The 23,578-nt window shown below is 45.5% G+C and carries 21 protein-coding genes; 9 read left to right on the forward strand and 12 right to left on the reverse strand.

Annotation, left to right across the window (positions count from 1 at the left end; genetic code table 11):
• Positions 1-32: 32 nt before the first annotated feature.
• The 8 genes from ACXACM_RS14235 to ACXACM_RS14270 all read right to left on the reverse strand — a co-directional run bounded on the left by ACXACM_RS14235 (position 33) and on the right by ACXACM_RS14270 (position 11,020).
• Positions 33-926: a sterol desaturase family protein gene (locus tag ACXACM_RS14235; protein ID WP_474822529.1), complete on the reverse strand. Its 894-nt coding sequence runs from the start codon at positions 924-926 to the stop codon at positions 33-35.
• Positions 927-955: 29 nt separating this feature from the next.
• Positions 956-1,663 carry a CDP-alcohol phosphatidyltransferase family protein gene (locus tag ACXACM_RS14240; RefSeq protein WP_474822530.1) on the reverse strand — a complete coding sequence of 236 codons (708 nt, stop codon included), beginning with the start codon at positions 1,661-1,663 and terminating at the stop codon, positions 956-958.
• 19 nt (positions 1,664-1,682) lie between these two features.
• On the reverse strand, positions 1,683-2,312 hold the full coding sequence (locus ACXACM_RS14245) for an ATP-binding cassette domain-containing protein (RefSeq protein ID WP_474822532.1): 630 nt from the start codon (positions 2,310-2,312) through the stop codon (positions 1,683-1,685).
• 48 nt (positions 2,313-2,360) lie between these two features.
• Positions 2,361-4,136 (reverse strand): ABC transporter permease, encoded by a 1,776-nt coding sequence (locus ACXACM_RS14250; RefSeq protein WP_474822533.1) that lies wholly within the window; start codon positions 4,134-4,136, stop codon positions 2,361-2,363.
• Positions 4,136-5,440 carry an ABC transporter substrate-binding protein gene (locus tag ACXACM_RS14255; RefSeq protein ID WP_474822534.1) on the reverse strand — a complete coding sequence of 435 codons (1,305 nt, stop codon included), beginning with the start codon at positions 5,438-5,440 and terminating at the stop codon, positions 4,136-4,138. Before ACXACM_RS14255 ends, ACXACM_RS14250 begins: the two co-directional genes overlap by 1 nt.
• A 166-nt stretch (positions 5,441-5,606) precedes the next feature.
• Positions 5,607-6,506 carry a DUF547 domain-containing protein gene (locus tag ACXACM_RS14260; protein WP_474822536.1) on the reverse strand — a complete coding sequence of 300 codons (900 nt, stop codon included), beginning with the start codon at positions 6,504-6,506 and terminating at the stop codon, positions 5,607-5,609.
• Positions 6,507-6,511: 5 nt separating this feature from the next.
• Positions 6,512-8,665, reverse strand: a complete 2,154-nt coding sequence (locus ACXACM_RS14265; protein ID WP_474822537.1) for an FAD-dependent oxidoreductase — start codon at positions 8,663-8,665, stop codon at positions 6,512-6,514.
• A gap of 15 nt (positions 8,666-8,680) precedes the next feature.
• Positions 8,681-11,020 carry a TonB-dependent receptor gene (locus tag ACXACM_RS14270; RefSeq protein WP_474822539.1) on the reverse strand — a complete coding sequence of 780 codons (2,340 nt, stop codon included), beginning with the start codon at positions 11,018-11,020 and terminating at the stop codon, positions 8,681-8,683.
• A gap of 166 nt (positions 11,021-11,186) precedes the next feature.
• On the opposite strand from ACXACM_RS14270, the gene ACXACM_RS14275 reads away from it, so the two are divergent.
• Complete coding sequence (locus ACXACM_RS14275; RefSeq protein ID WP_474822541.1) at positions 11,187-11,597, forward strand: hypothetical protein; 411 nt, start codon at positions 11,187-11,189, stop codon at positions 11,595-11,597.
• Positions 11,598-11,739: 142 nt separating this feature from the next.
• On the opposite strand, the gene yfbV is transcribed toward ACXACM_RS14275, so the two are convergent.
• Positions 11,740-12,189 (reverse strand): terminus macrodomain insulation protein YfbV, encoded by a 450-nt coding sequence (gene yfbV / locus ACXACM_RS14280; protein WP_474822542.1) that lies wholly within the window; start codon positions 12,187-12,189, stop codon positions 11,740-11,742.
• A 251-nt stretch (positions 12,190-12,440) separates the two neighbouring features.
• On the opposite strand from yfbV, the gene trxB reads away from it, so the two are divergent.
• From trxB to infA, 4 genes are all read left to right on the forward strand, one after another.
• On the forward strand, positions 12,441-13,406 hold the full coding sequence (trxB, locus tag ACXACM_RS14285) for a thioredoxin-disulfide reductase (protein WP_474822543.1): 966 nt from the start codon (positions 12,441-12,443) through the stop codon (positions 13,404-13,406).
• Positions 13,407-13,448: 42 nt separating this feature from the next.
• Complete coding sequence (gene aat / locus ACXACM_RS14290; RefSeq protein ID WP_474822544.1) at positions 13,449-14,198, forward strand: leucyl/phenylalanyl-tRNA--protein transferase; 750 nt, start codon at positions 13,449-13,451, stop codon at positions 14,196-14,198.
• The gene (locus ACXACM_RS14295; RefSeq protein ID WP_474822546.1) at positions 14,195-14,902 is read left to right on the forward strand and encodes an arginyltransferase; all 708 of its coding nucleotides are present in this window, start codon (positions 14,195-14,197) and stop codon (positions 14,900-14,902) included. The genes aat and ACXACM_RS14295 overlap by 4 nt, the downstream gene beginning before the upstream one ends.
• Before the next feature lie 80 nt (positions 14,903-14,982).
• A complete protein-coding gene (gene infA / locus ACXACM_RS14300; RefSeq protein ID WP_070124261.1) occupies positions 14,983-15,201 on the forward strand; it encodes a translation initiation factor IF-1 in 219 nt (72 codons plus the stop codon).
• Positions 15,202-15,278: 77 nt separating this feature from the next.
• Here infA and clpA read toward each other — a convergent pair whose 3' ends face one another.
• Both clpA and clpS read right to left on the reverse strand, forming a co-directional pair.
• A complete protein-coding gene (gene clpA / locus ACXACM_RS14305) occupies positions 15,279-17,555 on the reverse strand; it encodes an ATP-dependent Clp protease ATP-binding subunit ClpA (protein ID WP_474822547.1) in 2,277 nt (758 codons plus the stop codon).
• A 23-nt stretch (positions 17,556-17,578) separates the two neighbouring features.
• Complete coding sequence (clpS, locus tag ACXACM_RS14310) at positions 17,579-17,899, reverse strand: ATP-dependent Clp protease adapter ClpS (RefSeq protein WP_474822548.1); 321 nt, start codon at positions 17,897-17,899, stop codon at positions 17,579-17,581.
• A 200-nt stretch (positions 17,900-18,099) separates the two neighbouring features.
• On the opposite strand from clpS, the gene cspD reads away from it, so the two are divergent.
• Positions 18,100-18,318, forward strand: coding sequence for a cold shock domain-containing protein CspD (gene cspD / locus ACXACM_RS14315; protein WP_474822550.1), 219 nt, complete (start codon positions 18,100-18,102; stop codon positions 18,316-18,318).
• A gap of 149 nt (positions 18,319-18,467) precedes the next feature.
• On the opposite strand, the gene ACXACM_RS14320 is transcribed toward cspD, so the two are convergent.
• Positions 18,468-20,693: an NADP-dependent isocitrate dehydrogenase gene (locus ACXACM_RS14320; RefSeq protein ID WP_474822551.1), complete on the reverse strand. Its 2,226-nt coding sequence runs from the start codon at positions 20,691-20,693 to the stop codon at positions 18,468-18,470.
• Positions 20,694-21,120: 427 nt separating this feature from the next.
• On the opposite strand from ACXACM_RS14320, the gene ACXACM_RS14325 reads away from it, so the two are divergent.
• The 3 genes from ACXACM_RS14325 to hflD all read left to right on the forward strand — a co-directional run bounded on the left by ACXACM_RS14325 (position 21,121) and on the right by hflD (position 23,572).
• Complete coding sequence (locus ACXACM_RS14325; RefSeq protein ID WP_474822552.1) at positions 21,121-21,663, forward strand: rRNA large subunit pseudouridine synthase E; 543 nt, start codon at positions 21,121-21,123, stop codon at positions 21,661-21,663.
• 167 nt (positions 21,664-21,830) lie between these two features.
• Positions 21,831-22,946, forward strand: coding sequence for a tRNA 2-thiouridine(34) synthase MnmA (gene mnmA, locus ACXACM_RS14330; RefSeq protein ID WP_474822554.1), 1,116 nt, complete (start codon positions 21,831-21,833; stop codon positions 22,944-22,946).
• Positions 22,946-23,572, forward strand: coding sequence for a high frequency lysogenization protein HflD (gene hflD, locus ACXACM_RS14335; protein WP_474822555.1), 627 nt, complete (start codon positions 22,946-22,948; stop codon positions 23,570-23,572). Before mnmA ends, hflD begins: the two co-directional genes overlap by 1 nt.
• Positions 23,573-23,578 lie beyond the last annotated feature (6 nt).

Genomic DNA, 23,578 nt, shown 5'->3' on the forward strand with positions numbered 1-23,578 from the left:
GGCGAGCATATAAGCACTCTTTTAGTTTGCTTCTAGCGCTGCGTGCGAGTTTTAAATGGTTGAAGCAAAAGTGCCAGTACGCCGGCATTTTCTTTTACAGCAGGTACGTCTTTTTGGCCTATCGGCAAAGTTTCATCGCTAAAAGCCGCTCTTCGCGTAAAGCTATTAAACAACCTATCCCACCACGATACGCTAAATCCGTAGTTAGAATTCGATTCGCTTTTTGCCTGGCTATGATGAATACGATGTAAACGCTGGGTAATAAACACCAACCCTATTCTATCGTCCCATTTTTGCGGCAACCTAATATTAGCGTGATTAAAAAGAGCAAAGCCATTGAGGGCCACTTCAAAGATAACAATAGCAATAGCTGGCACGCCCAGTAACACTACCGCTGCGGCCTTAATACCCAGGCTTACGGCAATTTCAACTGGGTGAAAGCGAAGACCTGTGGTGGTATCGACATGACTATCAGCGTGATGCATTTTATGAAAGCGCCACAACAATGGCACGGTATGAAAAAGTCGGTGCTGCCAGTAGATAAGCATATCAAGCAATAAAACACTTAACGTGATGACACATATATACACCAGTGATTGCAGGGAACTATCGGTTAACGACTCATCGTAATGGCCTTCGTTAAGACGCCATTGGCCAGAGCTTGTAACACCATTTGGCAAAGCATCCAGCAATAAGTTGAACGCGCCTACACCTTGCTGCTGAGCCCATAAAGACACACCAACCAGGGTTGCCGGAAGCAAAATGCGCGATACCAACGCCCCTATCACCACCATCGACAAATTACCCACCCAACGGGTTTTTCTACTAAGCACGGCCTCTCGTGCAGGTAACAGGGCTTCAAACACTGCCATTAGTACAAAAACGAAGAGAAATACGCTTATGCGGATGAGCGAGGTATTATCCAATATTTGTTGCCTTTATTGTGTTTAGTACTTTAACCATTCTCAGTACTTTGACTGCTATGAGAGCTTTCATCATTATTCGTGTTCTGAAGCAGTGGCTGAGCGCTGCGCTTGAAAGCCTTGCGTTCGACGTTATCAAGGGTAAAAAAGCCTCCTGCAATTCGAGTCACCACTGTAACGGCACAGGCGGTTGCGAACACATAAGCAATCGCAGCAAAATACTGTGGCCAAATACAAAATGCCAAAAACACTAAAATAGTTTCTGTGCCTTCGGTTAACCCCTGCATGTAGTAAAAGCTTTTGTTAGCAAACTGGGGCCTGTCTATTTGAAATTTCTCAGCAGCAATAGCAAATGCCAAAAAACTGCTGCCAGTGCCAATAAAAGTTGCTAGTAACACCATCGCAGGTGCGCCCCACTCAACTGGGTTTGCTATGCCAAATGCTAAAGGGACAGAAGCGTAGAACATAAAATCCAGGCAAATATCCAAAAAACCGCCCGCACTGCTGCTGCTTTGCTGATGTCGCGCCAGTTCACCGTCAATACCGTCGAAGACACGATTCAATATGATGCAGCCTAGCGCCATATTCCACCAGTTAAGAATAATAAAGGGAAGTGCAAAAATGCCGACGACAAATCCTGCAAGTGTCACCTGGTTTGGAGTAACGCCACTACTATCCAGCGCTTTTATTAACGGCTTTAACAGTGGCTTTATCAAAGGGGTTACTTTGGCATCTAACATGATAGTCTCTGTAATACCTCTATAGAATTTCTATAACGTCGCCGCCAGCAGCTAGTGCATCATCTTTATCGTGTGTCACTAATACAGCGGGTATATTGCGTGCTTTTAGCTGAGAAAACGTCCAGCGGCGAATTTGACTGCGAAGGGCCACATCTAATTTACTAAACGGCTCGTCAAGCAAAACCACTTCAGGCTGAGACGCCAGCGTTCTGATCAAGCTTACTCTTGCCTGCTGCCCACCAGATAGCGTATTTACAGCCCGGTTAGCTATGCCATCAAGTTCGACGGCCACTAATAAATCGTTGATGGCGTTATGTTTCAATTGCTTGTTTTTATATAAATTACCAGGCATAGCGAACGCAATGTTCTCTCCCACAGTCATATGCTCAAACAGCAGCGCATCCTGGAACATAACGCCCACTTTACGCCGGTGCGCTTCGATTTCATTCATCACCACATTATTTATTTTAATCTGTCCCGATAGGCTGAACGGGGCTTGAAGTTGCCCGGCGATGGCTTGAAGTAAAGTAGACTTACCTACTCCACTCGGACCCATAATAGTCAGCACTTCACCGTTTGCGACTTCAGCACTTAGCTGTAACAGCGGCTTTTCATCGCGATAGATAACAATGTTTTCTAAATTTAGCACTATGAATTACTTCCCTCTGATTTTTGTTCTTATCTTAACCATGCACTTTTACTGCACTGGGTTTGCTGAAATATCATTGCGCCTGTCCGATACCAGCATTCCCCTACCCCGCTTTTTCATAGTCAATGCAGGCACGTACCAGGCGATCACAAAGCCAACCAGCGGCAACACTGCTTGAATCATGACATACACTGCAGTAAGTCGCGTACTGCTGCCAGATACCGACGCCACAGCTTCGGTAGTAATAGTAGGGATCGTCCCGCCAGACGCCAGCAAGGTGGGTAAATATTGACTAAAGCTAATCGCTAGCCCTAAGGCCCACGCCACTAAAATAGCGCCAAACAACGATGGAAGCTTAACGTGATAAAACACCTGCCACGGCGTTTTGCCCAAGCTCTGCGCCACCATTGCGTATCGGTTGTCGAACTTCCGATATGCCACCGCCATCGATAAAAACACGTAAGGCACCACATAAACCATGTGCGCTATATAGGTGTGAAACCATATGGCATTTTGAAACACAAGCTGCTGAAACCACACCAAACCATACAAAAACGCTACGCCAGGAACTAATAGCGGTAAAAAAAGAGAAACGGATAAGGCGCCAGATGAAAAGCTACGAGCAGGCCTTAACTGTTCGCTTTCAAGAGTAAACAAAACAAGCACCAACGCACTTGTGCTAACCAGCACACCGAGTATTAACGTATTGACAAGTGGAGCTGCCAATGCACTTATTGCGGTATTCCAATGCAGTAGTGTTGTTCCTTCTGGCAGGAATAACGGGAAGTGCCATTGTTTAGCAAAAGAGTACACGACAACCGTGTATACCACTGCGCATATCAAAATAATGTAAAGCGCTAAAATAGCAACACCACAAACACGTGGCAGTGGATCGGCAAAATACCGATCGCCACTAGAGAGGCTACGCTTAGCTATATGTTTAACTAAACGCTCGATGCCCAGAAATAACAGTACCGCCACAGCTGATACTGCTACCTGGACCACAGCTGCACTGCTTGCAAGCAGTCGCATAGACAAATCAATATGATTAAACCAATGCATAATAGCGACAGCCAAAGTACTTGGGTTATTTGGGCCCAGAATGAGTGGAATTTCCACATTTGAAGAGGCGAAGACAAGTACCGCTAATATGGGCAATTTTATTTGCGAATATATTGTCGGCAATACCAGTTTGAAAAAGCTCGCGGTAGGTGAATAACCTAACGCCGTCCCCACTTCTACATAACCTGATAATTTCTTCTTAACAAGGGGCTGAGACATAACGCTTAGCGTCATTAACATGATAAACGGCAACTCTTTCAAACTAAGTGCGAAGAGCACACCAAGGCCAGTGTCATCAAAGAGTAGCACTCCGCCATTTTCTGATGGCAGTACAGATCCATCAATATCACTACTTGTGAACCCATTTAAGCGCGCACTGATTGCAGCAAATATCCCTGAAGGGCTAACTACAAATAACAAAGCAATGGCTGCTGCTGCATGGGGAAACACCAGAAACGGGCTAAGCACACCCTGGATTTTTCCAAGCAGGGAAGAGTGGTAAAACGCAGCGAGTATACAAAACGAGCCAGTAACGGCTAAAAGCGTTGAGCCTAAGCCGGTAAAAAGTGACAACCACATCATTTGCCATATGTCAGGGAAAGCAAATAACGTCGCAAACACGTTTGTTGAAAAGGTATTTTCATCGATAGCCGGGAAATAACCCAATGCAGGAAATATCACCCCAATCAACCCTGCTAAAACGGGAATGCAAAGCAAAAGCAGCAAACACCAACGAACAACAAGTGTAACGTGAGTAAACATTAGTAGCGTGCCCCGTAGCGTTCATACCAGGCTTCGCGCAATGCATCCGTCCAGCTTGCATGGGGTTCGGCTAAGAGTACCGTTGACTGTGATTTGTCGAGGGCGGATTTGTGCACGGTATTGTCTATAAACAACAAGGTTTGCGCTTTTGTTAGCGTTGACATATCCAGTACTGTGTCGTCACCCCACACCGTTAACTTTTGCTTTTCGGCTTGGGCCTCTGGAGACAGCAAGAAGTTAACCACGGTTGTTGCGGCTTCTTTATCATTTGAATTATAGGTCAACCCGATAAAATGTACGTTTGCAAGACTGCCGTCCTGCATAGCATAGGTGCGTACATCATCGGGTAAATCAAAACGATTTACGGCAGATGGAATTTCAGCGGCTGTAAATGAAAACGCGAGTGTTAACTCTCCTGTGCCGACCAAGCGCTGAAGTTGTGAGGCTTGGCGAAGCATATACTCCCCTTGCTGCCACATATTTGGATGTAATTGGTCCAGATAAGCCCAAAGTGCGGGTATTATCGCCTGAAGAGACTGTTCGTTAACGGGTTGGTAAAACAAAGGCTGTTTATCGCCGTTGAGGGCGATGGCTACGTATTTTATAAAGCTAATACCTAAATAATCGCTTGGCACCGGGTAGGTAAAGCGCCCAGGCGCTTTTTGACTGAACCGCAATAGTTGGTGAATTGTTTGAGGAGGCGTTACACCTAACGATTTCATATGCCCACTGCGATAATAAAACACCATTGATGCTTTACCCCAAGGCGCCTCCATGCCAAGGGTGGCTTCACCAAAATCGGTTACCATGGCAGGGTTGTTTTCAGGGCGGGTTAGCGAGAAATGATCGAGTTCTTCAACCCAACCTTTAGCAAGCAAGTCATGCTTTTTCATGGCGGCAAAGTTTTCGCCGTTTATCCAAATTAAATCTACACTGCCGTTATCGTGATTACCTGCTGCTTTTTCTGCAAGCACCCGTGAGACGGCGTCGCTGGTATCAGCAAGCTTAACGTGTTGCAGTTCGATGTTAAATCGCTCGCTTATTTGCCCCGCTACCCATTGCAAATAAGCGTTCACCTGGGCACTACCACCCCACGCGTGAAAACGCACAACAGGTTTGTTTTGTGTGTCGGCTTTAGGCGATTTCGCTGCTGTGTACTTAAGACCTGTCGGGTTTGGCTTTGTTGAATTGGTTGCTGTTAGTGCAAATGTTGGCGACTGAGGCAGGCTATGCGCAACACTGGCAGCAACATCAAATGAAGCTGCGCTTGGCTGCTGCGCTTGAAGACATAGGGCAAGTCCCATTACGAATAATAGAGAATTATACCGGTTGAAGCTGCGGCAAATGGTTAATCTAAAGAAACGTGGAGAATATTGGGCAAAACACTTCCCTACGTTATTCACACAAGGATGGCCAAAAACCGATTGAGTCTTGCGGCTTAAAAAAACCGCTTTTAAATGTACTAAAGCCCTATTGCGTTGCATTGAGCGCCCAGTCGTAATCTAAAAACTCTAGTTCTGCGCTTTCTTGCTCAAGTAGTGATTCTTGCTGTGACGACAGATTCAATGCATCTTTATATAACAGTAAAAATTGGCTGAGATTTTCTGTATTTACGCTTTGAGCACCCTGCCAAGGTTCGCTTTTGCGAACTGCATTGTTTTCAAAGTCTTCACTGTACCAGTCGAATATTCTAGATAGCTTCAAGGTGTTGCCATCCATTCTGTTACGAGACGTATCGGCTAAAAATCGCTTGGTTTGTGCATCAAGCTGGCTATCTAAACTTTCACCACTATAAGCTTCTTCACGCAGCGCCGGACAACCGATACTGGCACAATTAACGGCAAAGTGAATACGAGGCTCGTTGTATCCTTTAACACGTTCATTTTGCCCACGAATAAGCTCATGTTCTATTTCATCCAGCGTACGGGTTTTACCCAATAGCGGTGCAATGTCCTTTTTCCAGGGCGACGAAAAAAAACCGCCTAAGTCACGTATAGAGTCTATCTTAGGGTATGCGGTGAGAATAAGATCAATGGTGTAAGCATTGTAGGCATTAATCAGAAACGCCAGTTGGTCGGCCTCGGGCCAGCTATCAAAGGTCGCTTGTTCTACCTTTGCCAGACTACTTAAATACTGGGTTAAATGGCCCCTGTTTTGCTTAAACCCATTGTAATCAACCTCTGTGCTGGCACCATTGTTGATGGTTTTCACATGTTTGCTTAGCAATGCGCTATATGGCTTGTGAAGCTCATTCGCACCGTTAAGTACAGCTCCATCAGACAACACCGAAAAGCTCACGCTCGCAGCAAGCAGCATAACGCTGCACACTGCCAATCGACTGAATCTTCTAATAGCGACTACCCTACCCATCGCTGCTATCCTCTGCGCCATGTGTGGAATTTCTCTACGTAACTTAAAAGTTTTTCTGGAGCATTAGCGCGCTTCCAGTTACCCGCTGCGTATTTCGCACCTTCAGCCCACGTAGGGTAAGCGTGGATAGTGCCAAGAATTTTGTTAAGACCTAAATCGTGTTTCATGGCAATAACAAATTCTACCAGTAAGTCTCCGGCATGTTCCGAGACTATAGTAACGCCCAATATTTTGTCTTTACCCGGCGGGGTAAGTACTTTGATAAACCCTTTTCTGGCACTTTCAGCGACCGCACGATCCAGCTCTGCAAATTCGTATCGCGTTACTTCAACGTCAATGCCTTGTTCCGCTGCTTCTCGTTCGTTAATACCTACACGGGCTACTTCAGGGTCGATAAAGGTTGTCCAAGGAATGACGCGATAATCTACATTGAACTTCTTAAACGTGCCGAATAATGCATTAACGGCTGCGTACCATGCTTGATGTGAGGCTACGTGAGTAAATTGATATGGACCTACCACGTCTCCAGCAGCAAAAATATTTGGCATTAGGGTTTGCAGGTATTCATCGGCCTCAATCGTTCTATCAAATCGAATACCTAAATCTTCAAGGCCAAAACCGTGTAAACGCGCTTTTCGTCCCACCGCCACAATCACTTCGTCATAGGCAATAGTTGCCTCAACCCCTTCTTTAGCGACGACTAATACTTTTTCGCCGTCTCTCGTCTCAAAGCGCAGTGCGTCATGAGATGTCAACACATTCACTCCGCTTTCACGCAGTACAGATTCAGCATACTCGGCTACATCCGCATCCTCACGGCCCATTAAACGTGTGGCACGTTCAACTTGCGTAACCTCACTACCCAGGCGTGAAAAGGCTTGGGCTAGTTCACAGCCAATAGGCCCACCACCCAGTACGATCAAGCGTTTTGGCGCGTCTTCGAGCTCTGCAAATTTGGTCCATAAGGTGTCAGAGGTGACATAACCGCTTTGTTCAATACCAGGCAGGTCTGGAACAAAAGGCGCCGCGCCAGTGGCAACAACAATGTTCTTGGTTGTAAGCGTTTGGATGCCGCCATCATTCTTTTTGATCTCCACTGTCCAGGGGTCGACTATTTTCGCATAGCCTTTTACAACATCAACGCCCAAACTGGTGTAACGCTCTACGCTGTCATTAGGCGCGATTGCCGCAATCACTTCGTGCACACGTGCCATCACCTTGCTAAACGACATAAAAGGTGTTACCGGCTCTAACCCATAATTATCAGCATGGCGCATTTGGTTTGCTACTTTCGCCGTTTTTATAATCGCTTTACTGGGTACGCAGCCATAGTTAAGGCAGTCGCCTCCCATTTCCCCTGCTTCTACCAACGTGACTTTTGCCTTTACTGCAGCTGCAATATAGCTGGTAACCAAACCACCTGCACCAGCGCCGATCACCACCAGGTTGCGATCAAACTTCTTCGGTTTATTGTAGCCTTTGTAAACGCGCCGACGATTGACTACCGCCACGATTGCCTTGGCAATCCATGGGAATATGCCTAAAAGTACAAATGAAAAGATAAGCTCGGGTGAGACAATGCCAGACAGGCTGTCTATTTGCGCCAGCTGCGTACCCGCATTTACATAAACCACGGTGCCTGCCAGCATGCCCACTTGACTTACCCAGTAGAATGTCCAGGTTTTTAGTGACGTCAGCCCCATTAACAGGTTGATTAAAAAGAACGGAAATACCGGTACTAAACGCAGAGTAAATAAGTAAAACGCGCCTTGCTTTTCCACGCCCTCATCAATCTTTTTAAGCTTTTCTTCAAATTTGTTGCGTACGGTATCGCGCAAGATAAAGCGCGAAACTAAGAACGCCAGCGTTGCCCCTACGCTAGAGGCAAACGACACCATCACTAAGCCCTGAACCAGGCCAAACAAGGCCCCTGCTGCCAAGGTCAAAATAGCTGCGCCCGGCAAAGATAGCGCGGTTATTGCAACATAAATGGCAAAGAACACACCTATGCTCAACACAGGGGTTTGTGCTATTTGCGCTTGAAACGTATCCAATGAGTCTTTTATACCCTGAAGAGTTAAATAGCTATTCAAATCAAAGTAAAAAAAGCTAAATATAGCGGTGGCAATAACCCCTAAAAGCGCTATTTTCTTAAACATAAAAACCCTTAGCGCTTAAAACGCGTATTGCATGGTAACATGAGCGTGACGAGGCACGTTTGGCATGACAAGCGTCGCGCCAAAATACCCACCTTCAAACAACGGCTGCCAGTTTTCTTCATCGGTAACGTTAATAACATCTAAGCGTACACGCAGATCATCGCTAACTTGGTAATCGGCATTTAAATCTATAGTGTACTGATCGCGAATATGCACGGTTTGTAAAAAGTCTAACGGGAATGACTTGGTGTATAAAGCACTCGCACCAAGCTGTACATCATCAGTAACCTGCCAACCAGCATTAATAGATGCTATTTGCGGTGGAATACCTTGTACTTGGCTATCAGATGCAGGGAACGCGGCAAACGACGGCGACCCCACTCCCGTCCCCTCAATAATATCTGGGCGACTATTGTCAAAAGCGTCTATTACCTGCGCCGTGCCTTGAAACGCTGCCGAGTCGTCGAAGCGAGCGTCTAAATAGCTGTAAGCAGCATTGATCCAGATATCGTTTGCTTGATAGAACATTTGTAGCTCGAAACCTTGTGTTTTCACACCACTGTTACTGCCATCACGATTACGTAAGCTTCGGGTTTGGTCAAATACAGCGGCCTCTGCGTACCAGCTATTGTTTGGCGCATATTTTACGCCCACTTCGTACAGGGTATTTTCAGTAGCAAAGTTAAGCGGGTTAATTTCGTTGTTACCGCCTAACACCGTGCCACCTGCCATACTGTTCGATGTAGCGTCGCTTTTGGAAAACGCGGCATATACATTGACATCGCCGGTTAGCTTGTAAACCGCGCTTAGCTGGTAGCTGGTCAATGTATCACTGTACGAATCTGACGCTGCTTCAACACCAGCAGGCGCTAATGGATCGCGGGCTTCTACATCGTAGTAATCAACGCGCATGCCGGCGATGGTAGAAAACTTATCGGTCCACGTAGAGCGTTGCTGTAATGCCAGCCCCGTTTGCCACGATGTGGAATCTGTGGTGTCTGACAGGTTAAAATCGCCACTTCCATCGCCATCCAGGTCGTATTGTGCACCTGGAGAAACATATAAGCCCGGACGCAGCTCAACCAAACGGGCTTTTTGCGCGTCGGTGAGCGGAATGACACGGTTTGAGATAGGACCTGTTAAATCAATCGGGTTATCGGCCTCAGTGGTAAACTGGCTATAGCCCAGTACATCATTATAACGAAGCGCCAAGCCTATCGTAGTCAGTTGGCCATCGTTCCATTGATAATCTAGCTCGGTGCGGTTTTCAAATGTATCGGCGCCGTCAATAATCTCCACAAAACTATTCTGCGCAATTTCCTCACGTTCAAGATATTGATAATACGTGATATTGCGAAGCGCCAGGTTATCAGCCAATTTGTATTCTACGTTGCTTCGAATAACCGTAGTTTCAGCACCATTGATGTCGTCTGGGTTAGTAAATACGCGATTGCGGGGAATAACCACTTCACCAGTAGGAGAAATAATGGCTCCAGCCCCTGGCACTGTGCTGCCATTTGGCTGAGTGCCTTGCCCGGTAATGTAAATACCGTTGTCGATAAGATCTTGGGTTGGACGGTTTATACCCGCGTTATCCGGGTAATCCGTGTCGTAATACTCCGCACTGATATCCCACGTCAGTACGTCACTCGGTGCATAGCGATACGCCACAAACAGATTCGTGCTCTCCCGCTCGGCAAAGTCATAGAAACTACCGTGGTCCAAATACTCTGCACTAAAGCGAATGCCGCTTTTACCTTCTTCTATTGCAGTACCGTAATCGATTTGCGCTGAATACTGATCCCAGCGCCCAGCACGAAGAGTGACTTTCCCTTTGCTCTGGCTAGTAGGTGCTACCTTGGTTTGAAGGTTTACGAAGCCGCCATTGCGCTGTGTACTCCCAAATAACACGGGGGACGGCCCTTTCACCACGTCAATTTGCTCAACACTATTAAAAGATAACGGCAAGCCAAAACCGTTATTACCAGCCTGACGACGCACGCCGTCTTGAAAAAGTTCGCCTAACTGACCGCGAATACTTGGCAAGCTGGGTGTACCGAAGCCGCTTGAAGCGTAGGCATTAGGGGCTGCCTTTACGATGTCGTGTAAATCATTAATGTTAAGAGCGTCTATCGCTTCTGCCGACAGAGACGTAACCGCTCTGGGAGTCTCTGCAGCACTTAAACCGCTACCGAAAATTCCTTTAAGTGTGTTGTCGCCAGGACTGAGCGTATTAATGCTATTTTTATCCCCTTTTATTTCTATCACTTCAATGTCTTGCACCTGTTGTGCAAACAATGACTGACTAATGGCGAGCGCAAGTGTGCTAACGGCCAGGCCAAATAATTTTTTCATTAATGATTCCGTATTTATATTTCTTATTTCACAAGACCGATACGCTTTACAAAAAATTTCAGTACATCTAATTTTTAAAAAAATAAAAAAAATACAAAATTAATTGAAATTTTTATTTTGAACGGTCGTTCTAGTATGCTGGTAAAATTATACTTTTGGAGCGTATATGCAAAACAACACCGATATTCAAAACCGACTGCAATGGTCACTACTTTCTCTTCGCGTCACTATTTTTATTGTAATGTTCGTCTGGACCCTGGATAAGTTTGTAAATCCGGCTCACGGCATGGCGATTTTCGAAAAATTTTACGGCATAGGCGGTGTACCCGAAATGGCCGTTTACGTCATGGGCACACTACAATTAGCTTTGGTACTTGCTTTTCTGGGCGGCATTGCTAAACGCTACACTTACGGTTTAATTTTCTTACTCCACGGAGGTTCAACGCTGTCGGCATTTCAACAATATGCCGATGCGTTTAATCACTTGCTATTTTTTGCAGCCTGGCCAATGTGGGGAGCATGCTTTGCACTGTTCTTATTGCGTAGCGCAGACACCAAATTTGTCATTAGCAAATAATCAAAGCCGCGTATCGTCTGATGAAAGGCGGTAAACGAAGTAACCCCCATTAGTTGAACTTTTCAATTTCTGGGGGGCTTTTCATATAAAGTGCGATAGAAAATTTACGTTACAGCCTGCGCGGTTAGTGCCAAAAGAGACGTCAGTCGAACCATTTTTTAGTAAATACGTTATCAAGCTCTGAAAATGCAGTTTTCAACGTTTTAGCCAGTTCAATGTATTTGGGCTGACTACGCATTGCGTGCAACTCACAGCCCTCTGCAGCCATTTTCCGATGCACGTCCTGATACCATGTCTTAAGTTGTGGAGGTAGTACCTGATTTGAACGGTGTCCCAGCCAGATGAGCCCTTGTAGGGGAAGACTTAGAAAAAACAAGCCAACAGCAAACACCTGCGGCAGAAAGTCATTTCCAAGGGTGTTAAACATCATTGCACAAGCTAACAATGCAGCTGGTGGCATCACTTTTATTGCAAAACGGGTGGCACTGATCACGCGACACTCGGGAAAGAACGCATAAAGTTCGCGCTTTACCGGCCAAGTATCCATGTACTCCTGCCCATCTTTAAAAAGCGAGAAAACCGATTGTGCCATGTTCGACCCCTTACTATCAGCCAAAAAACGAATGATTCATATTGTGGCGTTAATGCTCCACGCGACTACGTGGAACTGAAGTTAATACTGATGTTATGGCAGTATAGCTCACTCCTGCTGTTATGAAACACTATTGAAATAATTTGTCATGAAAAGTCATACTCAAAAATGCTTGAATATGCGATATTGGCCCTTATCTTTAAGGCATTGATAATTGGCCATCACGGCCAAGCACACGATTGGAGAAAATAATGGCAGAAAGCAGACATGTACGTCTTCTTATTCTTGGCTCTGGCCCTGCGGGCTACTCAGCAGCAGTATATGCAGCGAGGGCAAATTTAGAACCCGTACTTCTGACTGGTATTCAACAAGGCGGCCAATTAACAACTACTACTGAAGTTGAAAATTGGCCTGGTGATCCCGAAGGGTTAACCGGGCCTGATTTGATGGTTCGCATGCAGAAACACGCAGAAAAGTTCAACACTGAGATCATCTTTGACCACATCAACAAAACAGATTTCAGCAAGCGTCCGTTCACCCTTTACGGTGATTCTGGTACCTATACCTGTGATGCGCTAATCATCGCCACAGGCGCATCTGCCAAATACCTTGGTATGGAATCGGAAGAAGCCTTTAAAGGTAAAGGCGTATCTGCCTGCGCGACGTGCGATGGGTTTTTCTATCGCAACCAAAAAGTAGCTGTAGTTGGCGGCGGTAATACGGCAGTGGAAGAAGCCCTTTATCTGTCAAACATCGCTTCAGAAGTTCATGTTATTCACCGTCGTGATAGCTTCCGCAGTGAGAAAATTCTCGAACAACGCCTGCTGGACAAAGCAGAAAACGGTAATGTGGTGTTACATCTAAATCGCACCCTTGACGAGGTGCTAGGTGACGAAATGGGCGTGACTAAAATTCGCATTGCCGATACCCAGTCAGATGTTAAAGAAGAAATTGATGTAATGGGCTTATTTATTGCCATAGGTCATAAGCCGAATACGGATATTTTCGAAGGCCAACTTGAAATGAAAGACGGCTATATCGTGGTTCAAAGTGGCCTGAACGGAAATGCTACTCAAACTTCAGTTGAAGGCATTTATGCAGCTGGTGATGTAAGCGACCATGTTTACCGTCAAGCCATTACCTCTGCTGGTACTGGGTGTATGGCAGCTCTGGATGCTGAAAAATTCCTCGACGGTTTTATGCCGGAACAAGGCTAATAAAAAATATAGGGCGACGCGTTCGCCCTTTCCCCCACAACTATGATCGAATTACCTTATCTGGATGTTCACAGCCCTTTCCCGCCGGTTACAGAGGCGCTTGAAGACCCTAATGGACTCTTGGCCTATGGCGCAACACTCGACCCATTCAGACTATTTGACGCATATTCCAGAGGTATATTTCCCTGGTTCAGTGACGATGAGCCCATATTATGGTGGTCACCAACCCCCCGGGCCATTATAGAACTGAACAATTTTCACGTCTCGAAAAGTCTTAAAAAGCTTATTCGGCAGCAGCGGTATACCCTATCTTTAAATCAGGCATTTAAAGACGTTATTGAAGCATGTGCCACCATTCCTCGTCGTCGTCCTGACGATAATACAATGTCATCTGACACCTGGATAACCGAAGATATGGTTAAGGCTTACACACAGCTTCACGAGGCCGGAATCGCACATTCGGTAGAGGTTTGGGACCTTAATAATAAATTGGTTGGAGGATTGTACGGCGTAGCAGTAGGCGAAGTTTTTTGTGGGGAGTCAATGTTTCACAAGCAGCCAAACACGTCAAAACTCGCCATGTATGGACTGGTGAGCCATATGAAAAAACACAATCTGGCGTTCATAGACTGCCAGTTACCAACCGAGCATTTACAATCATTAGGTGCTGTTGGCCAGCCTAGAGAGGTATTCATTTCTCGTTTACAGAAACACAATGCTACACTTGATGAAGATGGTCGGTTACTTCCGACGTATCAAAGATGTTGGCAACGTGGATATATATCACAATGAAGTTTGGACTTACGCAGTCTTTTGCCTGTAGTTATCTTCCAGAAGAACACGAACAACTATTGGTTTATGCGGAAGTAGAACAGGATTTACGGTACCGCTATGGCCAGCTTATTCAAGCTGGTTTCAGGCGTAGTGGTGAACAAATTTACAGGCCCCACTGCCCGGCTTGCGAAGCTTGTCAATCTATTCGAATACCAGTAAACGAGTTTACCCCTAGTAGAAGTCAACGCAGAGTATTAAAAAAGAATTCGTGTCTTGAGACCAATTTCAGTAAGTCTCCAAAAGATACATATTATCCCTTGTACGAAAAGTACATAGTTGCCCGCCATAGGGATGGCAGTATGTATCCACCAAGCCAGGAACAATTTCAAGGCTTCACTGATTGTTGGTGGAACCAACCAGTGTTTATTGAGGCTTACCAAAATGATCAGTTAATAGCCGTTGCGGTAACTGATGACATTGCTCACAGCGACGGCACGAATTCTTTTTCAGCATTTTATACATTCTTCGAACCTGAGTTGACAGAACGTTCAATGGGAACCTGGATGATACTGCAACAAATCGCCTTTGCAGCAAAGCTTGACCGAAGTTATTTATATTTGGGTTATCAAATCGACAACTGCAATAAAATGAATTACAAAAGCAACTTTTTCCCCCACGAGCGACTTTTTGACAACAAATGGCAAAAAATCACAAGTAAATAATCCGTTTCACTTTACATGCGGTCATTTATTGGTTAATGTCTGCGCGGCAAAATTTTGACTCACTGAGGTAACTGCTTTACATGGCAAAAGAAGATTCTATCGAAATGGAAGGAACCGTTGTTGACACCCTTCCAAGCACACAATTCCGCGTTGAACTTGAAAATGGACACGTGGTGACCGCGCATATTTCTGGAAAAATGCGTAAGAACTATATTCGTATTCTTACTGGTGACAAAGTAACCGTAGAGATGACGCCGTATGACCTCACTAAAGGTCGAATCGTTTATCGTGCAAGATAATACTCAGTAGTCTGTAGAATCTTAAAAAAAGCCCGATTTATCGGGCTTTTTTATTCGTGTAATAAAGACACTATCAGCTAGTTTGCCTCAGACTCTGCATTAGGTGCTTCCACGCCAGAGAACGAAAAGGTCAACTTGTCTTCACCCAAATCAACTTTCACGCTGCCCCCTTTATTCAGTTCGCCGAACAATAACTCATTGGCCAGTTCTTTCTTAATCTCGTCCTTGATTAATCTTGCCATAGGTCGCGCTCCCATGGCTTTGTCATAGCCTTTCTCAGCAAGGTAGGCTCTGGCGGCAGGTGTGACTTCCAGCGACACTCCTTTGGCGTCGAGTTGAGCCTGAAGTTCGATGATAAATTTATCAATAACCTGCAAAATGATATCTGTATCGAGGTGATTGAACCAAATAATGCCATCAAGTCGGTTACGGAACTCCGGCGAGAAAACTTTATTGATTTCTGACATAGCATCATGACTGTGATCCTGCTGTTTGAAACCGATAGATTTACGAACAGTTTCCTGTACACCGGCATTGGTAGTCATCACCACCACTACGTTTCGGAAATCTACTTTACGCCCGTTGTTGTCAGTAAGCGTGCCGTGATCCATCACTTGCAACAGAATATTGTAAATATCACTGTGTGCCTTTTCTATTTCATCTAACAATACGACGGAGTATGGGTTCTTAATAACAGCATCAGTAAGAAGACCACCCTGATCAAAGCCGACATAGCCTGGAGGTGCTCCAATCAACCGGCTCACTGCATGACGCTCCATATATTCAGACATATCGAAGCGGATCAGTTCAACACCCATGATTTTCGCCAGTTGCTGTGTGACTTCCGTTTTACCGACACCGGTTGGACCTGCAAACAGGAAGCTCCCAATTGGCTTCTCTTCAGTACCAAGGCCAGCCCGAGACAGATGAATTGCATCAGTAAGGGTTTCAATAGCCTTGTCCTGTCCGAACACCACCATTTTCAGATCTCTGCCCAAATGCTTTAATGCTTCTCTATCTGAAGCAGAAACAGACTTTTCCGGTATTCTTGCCATTTTGGCAATGATCTGTTCGATATCAGCAACATTAATGGTTTTCTTGCGCTTTGACACTGGTAACAAACGTTGACTTGCTCCGGCTTCATCCATTACATCAATTGCCTTGTCTGGAAGATGACGCTCATTGATGTATTTAGCAGACAACTCGGCTGCTGCATGCAACGCTTTTTGCGTAAACCGAACGCTGTGATGAGCTTCATATCGCGATTTCAAGCCAAGCAATATTTTAGTGGTATCGCTTACAGACGGTTCAACCACATCGACTTTTTGGAAACGACGTGCCAAAGCCCGATCTTTTTCAAAAATCCCCTGATATTCCTGATAAGTCGTAGAGCCAATACAACGCAATTCGCCTGAACTAAGTTTGGGCTTTAACAGGTTGGATGCATCCATGACACCACCCGAAGCCGCGCCAGCGCCAATAATGGTGTGGATTTCGTCAATGAACAAAATAGCATTTTCATCTTTACTCAGTTCTTTGAGTATTGCTTTTAATCGCTTTTCAAAGTCGCCGCGATATTTTGTACCAGCAAGCAGACCACCCAGGTCGAGAGAATATACCGTACTTTCGGCAATAACCTCAGGCACATCGTCATTGACAATACGATACGCAAGGCCTTCTGCTATAGCAGTTTTACCCACACCCGCTTCACCTACTAGTAACGGGTTATTTTTGCGCCGACGACACAATATTTGAATAGTTCTCTCAACTTCGGAATCACGACCTATAAGAGGGTCAATTTTCCCCTCTTTTGCTTGTCTGTTTAGATCAGTGGAATACTTACTCAACGCCGAGCCAGATTCTTCGCCTTCAGCCCCTTCTTCATTACTTTCAGCGCCAGCGGGGCTTTCATCTTCATTTTTGCTAACGCCATGGCTGATGAAGTTAACCACATCCAAACGGGTAACGTCCGCTTTTTTCAGAATATACACGGCCTGTGATTCCTGTTCGGAAAAAATGGCCACAAGCACGTTCGCACCAGACACTTCTTCCTTGCCAGAAGACTGAACGTGAAACACCGCTCGCTGAAGGACGCGCTGAAAACCCAGTGTGGGTTGTGTTTCTCTTTCGTTAGCCTGGTCGTCCATAATCAGGGGCGTGGTATCTTTTACAAACTCAATAAGTTCGCTTTTAATTAACTCAACATTTGCGCCACAGGCGGTGAGTGCTTCACGGGCAGCGGAGTTATCCATCAGCGCCAGCAACAAGTGCTCAACCGTCATGAACTCGTGACGATGTTCTCTGGCAAACACGAAAGCTTCATTAAGCGTCTGCTCTAATTCTTTGTTCAACATATAGCTCGCCCTCTGTTAAAAACTTATGCCTGTTCCATGGTGCACATAAGTGGATGATTATGCTTACGTGCGTACTGATTAACCTGCATCACTTTCGTTTCTGCTATCTCAGCAGTAAATATGCCACAAACCGCCCGTCCCTGGTAATGAACAGTGAGCATAAGTTGGTTGGCCTTCTCAGCATCCATATTAAAAAAATGCATGAGTACTTCGACCACGAAATCCATTGGCGTGTAATCGTCATTATTCAACAACACTTTATACATGGGAGGCGGCTGCGCTTTGTGGCGCTCCGCGTTGCGTTGTTTCTCTTTCTCGATACTGATCGCGTTGTCTTTACTCATAGTACAATAATAGTGCCTTAACGCTAATTAGCCGATTTTTTTCAATTATAAATAATCTTCAAATTAGGCTTGACATGCAATGGTTAAAATATCTACAGTTTTACTATGGCCATGTGAGTGACGCACATAGCCATTGTGCTCCTAATTTCTATTGTGGGGGCATAATCATATGAGTTCAAGGATTAAGAGGAAGTCGAAGTATGGCGGTTGGTAAAGTTAAATGGTTTAACAATGCTAAAGGATTTGGGTTTATCGTTCCTGAGGACGGCGGAGAGGATATCTTTGCACACTACTCAACCATTCAAATGGAAGGGTACCGGTCTTTAAAAGCAGGCCAGGAAGTGAAATTTGACGTACAGCAAGGCCCGAAAGGGTTACACGCTGAAAATATCGGAGTCGTTGACGAAGCCGAGCGTTAAGTAAAAATCTTTTTAAAAAGGCTTTTTACTGTTCAAGATGACAGTGAAAAGCTTTTTTTATGTGCCATCATGATGAATTTCAAATTTACAGTTTAAAGGCGCACATAAAAAAGCCCGGCTTCACCGGGCTTTTTATTAACAAACTTTCATTATTTCGCTAATGCTTCATGCAATGTCTCACTTGGTGACATTGCCGCTGCAAGCTTCTCTTCATCAGGGAAATAGTAACCACCGATTTCCTGAGGTTTACCTTGGGTAGCATCAATTTCCGCCAAAATTGTATCGATATTGGCAGTTAATGCGTCGAAAGTCGGCTTAAACTTGGCCGCCAGGTCAGCGTCTTCAGTTTGATTAACCATTTCTTCCGCCCAGTAAAGTGCCAACCAAACATGGCTACCGCGGTTATCCAGTTCTCCTGCTTTACGTGCTGGAGATTTACCTGTGTTGAGCAGTTTTTCAGTCGCTTTATCCAATGCCGCGGCAATAACTTTTGCCTTTGGATTGTCGTGCTTAATCGCAACGTCTTCTAGGGATACAGCGAGAGCGAGGAACTCACCAAGGGAATCCCAACGCAAGTGACCTTCTTCAACAAATTGCTGAACGTGCTTAGGCGCAGAACCACCAGCACCAGTTTCATATAAGCCACCACCGGCCATTAAAGGCACAATGGACAACATCTTGGCACTGGTACCAAGTTCCAGAATAGGGAACAAATCTGTTAAGTAATCGCGTAATACGTTGCCTGTGACAGAAATTGTGTCTAAGCCGCGAATTGCGCGCTCCATAGAGAAACGGATAGCACGAACTGGAGACATAATATGAATGTCTAGACCACTAGTGTCGTGATCTTTCAGGTATTTCTCTACTTTTAAGATCAATTGTGCATCGTGAGCACGTTCGTCGTCTAACCAGAATACAGCTGGCATTCCGGATTGACGAGCACGGGTCACAGCCAATTTCACCCAATCTTGAATTGGTGCGTCTTTGGCCTGACACATACGCCAGATATCGCCCTCTTCCACGTCGTGTTCAATAAGTACGTTACCGTCCTGATCAACAATTTGTACGGTGCCGTCAGCTTCAATCTCAAAGGTCTTATCGTGTGAACCGTATTCTTCTGCTTTCTGAGCCATCAAGCCGACGTTTGGCACTGTTCCCATGGTTGTTGGATCGAAAGCACCGTGAGTCTTACAGAAGTTAATCGCTTCCTGATAAATAGTGGCATAAGTGGATTCAGGGATAACCGCTTTAGTATCATGCGCTTTTCCATCCGGGCCCCACATTTGACCGCTGTTGCGTATCATCGCAGGCATAGATGCATCAACAATGACGTCTGAAGGTACATGCAGATTAGAAATACCTTTGTCTGAATTTACCATCGCCATTGGTGGACGATCTGCATAACAAGCGTTGATGTCACGTTCTACTTCTGAACGTTGTGATTCCGGAAGACTCGCAATTTTATCGTAAACGCTGCCAAGACCATTGTTCGGATTTACGCCCAACTCTTTGAATAAATCTTCATACTTATCAAACAGTTCTTTATAGAAAACCTTTACGCAGTGGCCAAAAACAATAGGATGAGAAACTTTCATCATGGTTGCTTTCACGTGCAGTGAAAACAATACGCCCGTTTGCTTTGCATCTTCAATTTGCTCCTCAAAGAACTTGCAAAGGGCTTTTTTACTCATAAACATACCGTCGATGACTTCGCCGGCAAGTAAGTCTACGCAAGGCTTGAGTGTTTTCTTGCTGCCATCTTTAGCAGTGAACTCAATACTCACATGGCCGTCTTTTTCAACAGTGGTTGATTTTTCACTGGAGTAGAAATCACCGCCACGCATGTGCGCAACATGTGAACGAGAAGCCTGGCTCCACTCACCCATACTATGAGGATGTTTTTTAGCGAAGTTTTTCACCGCCGTTGGCGCCCGGCGATCGGAGTTACCTTCACGCAATACAGGGTTTACTGCTGAGCCCAGAACTTTTCCGTAACGTTCGCGGATATCTGCTTCTTCATCTGTTTTAGGATCTTCCGGGAAAGGAGGAACGTTGTAACCTTTGGCGTTCAATTCTTTAATTGTTGCACGAAGTTGGGGAATAGAAGCACTGATATTGGGAAGCTTGATGATATTTACATCGGGATCTTGTGTCAGTTCGCCAAGTTGCGACAATGCATCGGGCACTTTTTGTTCATCGTTCAAAAACTCTGGGAAGGTGGCGAGAATACGCCCGGCCAGAGAAATATCACTCAATTCAATGTCGATATCTGCCGCACCAGCAAATTTTTGTATGATTGGCAGGAGTGAATAGGTCGCCAGCATTGGCGCTTCATCTGTTTTAGTGTAGATGATAGTCGACTTAGCTTTGGTCATTATATACCTCAAAGTTGTCGGTAAAGAGCTACCAGAATTAATCCATTTCGCTCATCAGTGAACACGAAGAGCGTCTCGATAATCGCGTGTGTTCAGACGTAAACTGAAAGTAAATTTCAGCTTGGCACGGTGTGTAAAGCCCTTCGCCAGTGACCATTACGGCCCCAGAATGAACAACTCACAACCAACAGGCACACCTGTGCCTGCAAAATTACCGCGCTAAATAATATAAGGTCGATAGGACAAGTTACAAGTCATACCATTGTCTTATTCGCAAAGTTTAGCAAAAAAACGTATTTTTCCTTCACTTTGTATCATCATACTGGCCTTAGAAACAAAAACACATGACATAATGGCGTATAATAACAATATTAAATCAAGTACCTGTAACCACTGACTCTACTGAAACGAAGACCAAGCGAGCACTATGTCAAACCAAACAGTGATCTTATTCAACAAGCCTTTTAATGTGCTGACCCAATTTACAGACCAGGAAGGTAGGCAAACGCTGAAAGATTTCATACCCGTTCCGGGCGTTTATGCCGCAGGTAGGCTCGACCGGGATTCTGAAGGGCTATTGGTACTCACCAACGATGGTAAGTTGCAACATCGCCTGGCAAACCCAAAGGCGAAAACAAGTAAAACCTATTGGGTGCAAGTAGAAGGTGTTCCCTCAGCCGAAGCCATCGAACAACTTCAAACAGGTGTAGAACTCAAAGACGGACTCACCCGGCCTGCCAAAGTCAAACTAATGTCAGAGCCAAACATCTGGCAGCGCACACCGCCAGTGCGATTTCGCAAGCACATCCCAACGTCTTGGTTGTCAATTACCTTGACTGAAGGTAAAAACAGACAAGTACGCCGCATGACAGCTCACGTGGGCTATCCTACTCTGCGCCTCATACGCTACCGCATTGGCAACTGGACAATTGATGGCATCAAAAACGGTGAGTACCTGAAATTAAGCTAAAAATGTATCTAACTACCTGCACGAGATTTCATGTAAAGCCGGGATTCTTTTTCATCGGAATAAGTTAGTACAAAAAACCCCGCGCTCGCAGTGATATAGGCCGGAAATTCTGTTAGAATCCGCGCCCTGTCAATTTCGATTAATTTGGAACATTGCAAAGAGCTTCTATGACATCAACCACCCAGCCATCAACTTCAGTAAAAAAAGTCATTGTCGGCATGTCCGGCGGTGTGGACTCTTCGGTATCTGCCTACCTGTTGCAGCAACAAGGTTATCAGGTAGAAGGGTTATTCATGAAGAACTGGGAAGAAGATGACGACAACGAATATTGTCTTGCTGCAGAGGACCTTGCCGATGCTCAGTCAGTGGCAGACAAACTGGGTATAGAATTACACACCATCAATTTTGCCGCAGAATACTGGGATAATGTCTTTGAGTATTTCCTCGAAGAATATAAAGCCGGACGTACCCCAAACCCCGATATCATGTGTAATAAAGAAATTAAGTTCAAAGCTTTCTTGGAATTTGCTGCAGAAGATCTCGGTGCAGATTATATTGCCACCGGTCACTATGTGCGCCGCCGTTTTCGAGACGGGCGCTGGGAAATGCTTCGTGGTCTTGATAACAATAAAGATCAGAGCTATTTCTTGTATACTCTTGGCGAAGAACACATCGCAAAAACCCTGTTCCCCGTAGGAGAACTGGAAAAGCCCCGGGTAAGAGAAATCGCTGAGCAACTAGGCTTGGTGACAGCCAGTAAAAAAGATTCAACTGGGATCTGCTTCATCGGTGAGCGGAAATTCAAGGATTTTCTCGCCCGTTATCTACCTGCACAACCGGGTAAAATTGAAACCGCCGAAGGGGTTGAAATCGGTGAGCACGAAGGGCTGATGTACCACACGCTTGGACAACGCAAAGGCCTGCATATTGGTGGTTTAGCCGACTATGGTGATGACCCTTGGTATGTGGTGGATAAAGACGTTGAACGCAATGTTTTAATTGTTGGTCAGGGCGCAGATCACCCCCGTTTGTATTCTGATGGATTAATCGCAAAACAGCTGCACTGGGTCGATAGGCGCACGCTTGAAGGGTCGCTAAGGGCGGTTGTTAAAACCCGCTATCGTCAAGCGGATATCCCCTGTTCCTTAACCGCTGTGGGAGATGACTTGGTCGAGGTTCGTTTTGATACTCCTCAAAAAGCGGTTACACCAGGACAGTCTGCTGTGTTTTATCAGGATGACGTGTGTTTGGGCGGCGGTATTATCGAGAGCTACATTCGCTAATGTTAGATCCAAAAATAGAACAACACCTTGCACTCGCCGGTGTCGCACAAGCAGCGACTCTCGTTCAACAAGTTGCCCGCACGGGTCAGGTAGATGAAACGGCATGCGAAGCCAGTCTGTCCAGTATTCTGGTCACTGATCCTGAATCGCCTCAACACGTTTTTGGCAGTTTGAGTAATCTTGCTGTTGGATATCGCAGCATTGTGTCGCAACTGTCTGGTAAAAGTACGAGCAAAAATGCTGAACTGACCCGTTACGTTGCCAGCATCCTTAGCCTGGAAAGGAAACTCAGCAACCGTTCCGATTCTCTTAATGAACTGGCTAAGCGAATTTCCCACGTTCAGCGACAATTGGCTCACGTCGACTTCGATAACAGCCAAATTATCGGTTCTCTGGCTAGTATATACAGCGACGTAATTAGTCCCTTAGCCCCCAAAATTCAAGTGGCAGGCAATACTGAATACCTAAGTCGTCCCATAAATCAACACCGGGTAAGAGCCTTGCTCCTGGCTGGTGTTCGAGCGGCTGTAATGTGGCGACAGATGGGAGGACGACGCAGGCAAATACTGTTTGCGAGAAAACAAATTGTAGACAGCGCCACTTTGGCGTTGAAGTTAATAAATTAATTGAGG

It is taken from the genome of Alteromonas sp. AWQ4_252, assembly GCF_056158205.1.

What these genes read in the sequence shown, in the direction of transcription:
- ACXACM_RS14250 (WP_474822533.1), bottom strand. Translation starts at nt 4,136, where the DNA reads ATGTTTACTCACGTTACACTTGTTGTTCGTTGGTGTTTGCTGCTTTTG.
- clpS (WP_474822548.1), bottom strand. Translation starts at nt 17,899, where the DNA reads ATGAGTAAAGACAACGCGATCAGTATCGAGAAAGAGAAACAACGCAAC.
- trxB (WP_474822543.1), top strand. Translation starts at nt 12,441, where the DNA reads ATGGCAGAAAGCAGACATGTACGTCTTCTTATTCTTGGCTCTGGCCCT.
- clpA (WP_474822547.1), bottom strand. Translation starts at nt 17,555, where the DNA reads ATGTTGAACAAAGAATTAGAGCAGACGCTTAATGAAGCTTTCGTGTTT.
- yfbV (WP_474822542.1), bottom strand. Translation starts at nt 12,189, where the DNA reads ATGGCACAATCGGTTTTCTCGCTTTTTAAAGATGGGCAGGAGTACATG.
- ACXACM_RS14270 (WP_474822539.1), bottom strand. Translation starts at nt 11,020, where the DNA reads ATGAAAAAATTATTTGGCCTGGCCGTTAGCACACTTGCGCTCGCCATT.
- ACXACM_RS14325 (WP_474822552.1), top strand. Translation starts at nt 21,121, where the DNA reads ATGTCAAACCAAACAGTGATCTTATTCAACAAGCCTTTTAATGTGCTG.
- mnmA (WP_474822554.1), top strand. Translation starts at nt 21,831, where the DNA reads ATGACATCAACCACCCAGCCATCAACTTCAGTAAAAAAAGTCATTGTC.
- ACXACM_RS14320 (WP_474822551.1), bottom strand. Translation starts at nt 20,693, where the DNA reads ATGACCAAAGCTAAGTCGACTATCATCTACACTAAAACAGATGAAGCG.
- cspD (WP_474822550.1), top strand. Translation starts at nt 18,100, where the DNA reads ATGGCGGTTGGTAAAGTTAAATGGTTTAACAATGCTAAAGGATTTGGG.
- ACXACM_RS14260 (WP_474822536.1), bottom strand. Translation starts at nt 6,506, where the DNA reads ATGGGTAGGGTAGTCGCTATTAGAAGATTCAGTCGATTGGCAGTGTGC.
- ACXACM_RS14265 (WP_474822537.1), bottom strand. Translation starts at nt 8,665, where the DNA reads ATGTTTAAGAAAATAGCGCTTTTAGGGGTTATTGCCACCGCTATATTT.
- aat (WP_474822544.1), top strand. Translation starts at nt 13,449, where the DNA reads ATGATCGAATTACCTTATCTGGATGTTCACAGCCCTTTCCCGCCGGTT.
- ACXACM_RS14240 (WP_474822530.1), bottom strand. Translation starts at nt 1,663, where the DNA reads ATGTTAGATGCCAAAGTAACCCCTTTGATAAAGCCACTGTTAAAGCCG.
- infA (WP_070124261.1), top strand. Translation starts at nt 14,983, where the DNA reads ATGGCAAAAGAAGATTCTATCGAAATGGAAGGAACCGTTGTTGACACC.
- ACXACM_RS14295 (WP_474822546.1), top strand. Translation starts at nt 14,195, where the DNA reads ATGAAGTTTGGACTTACGCAGTCTTTTGCCTGTAGTTATCTTCCAGAA.
- hflD (WP_474822555.1), top strand. Translation starts at nt 22,946, where the DNA reads ATGTTAGATCCAAAAATAGAACAACACCTTGCACTCGCCGGTGTCGCA.
- ACXACM_RS14255 (WP_474822534.1), bottom strand. Translation starts at nt 5,440, where the DNA reads ATGGGACTTGCCCTATGTCTTCAAGCGCAGCAGCCAAGCGCAGCTTCA.
- ACXACM_RS14275 (WP_474822541.1), top strand. Translation starts at nt 11,187, where the DNA reads ATGCAAAACAACACCGATATTCAAAACCGACTGCAATGGTCACTACTT.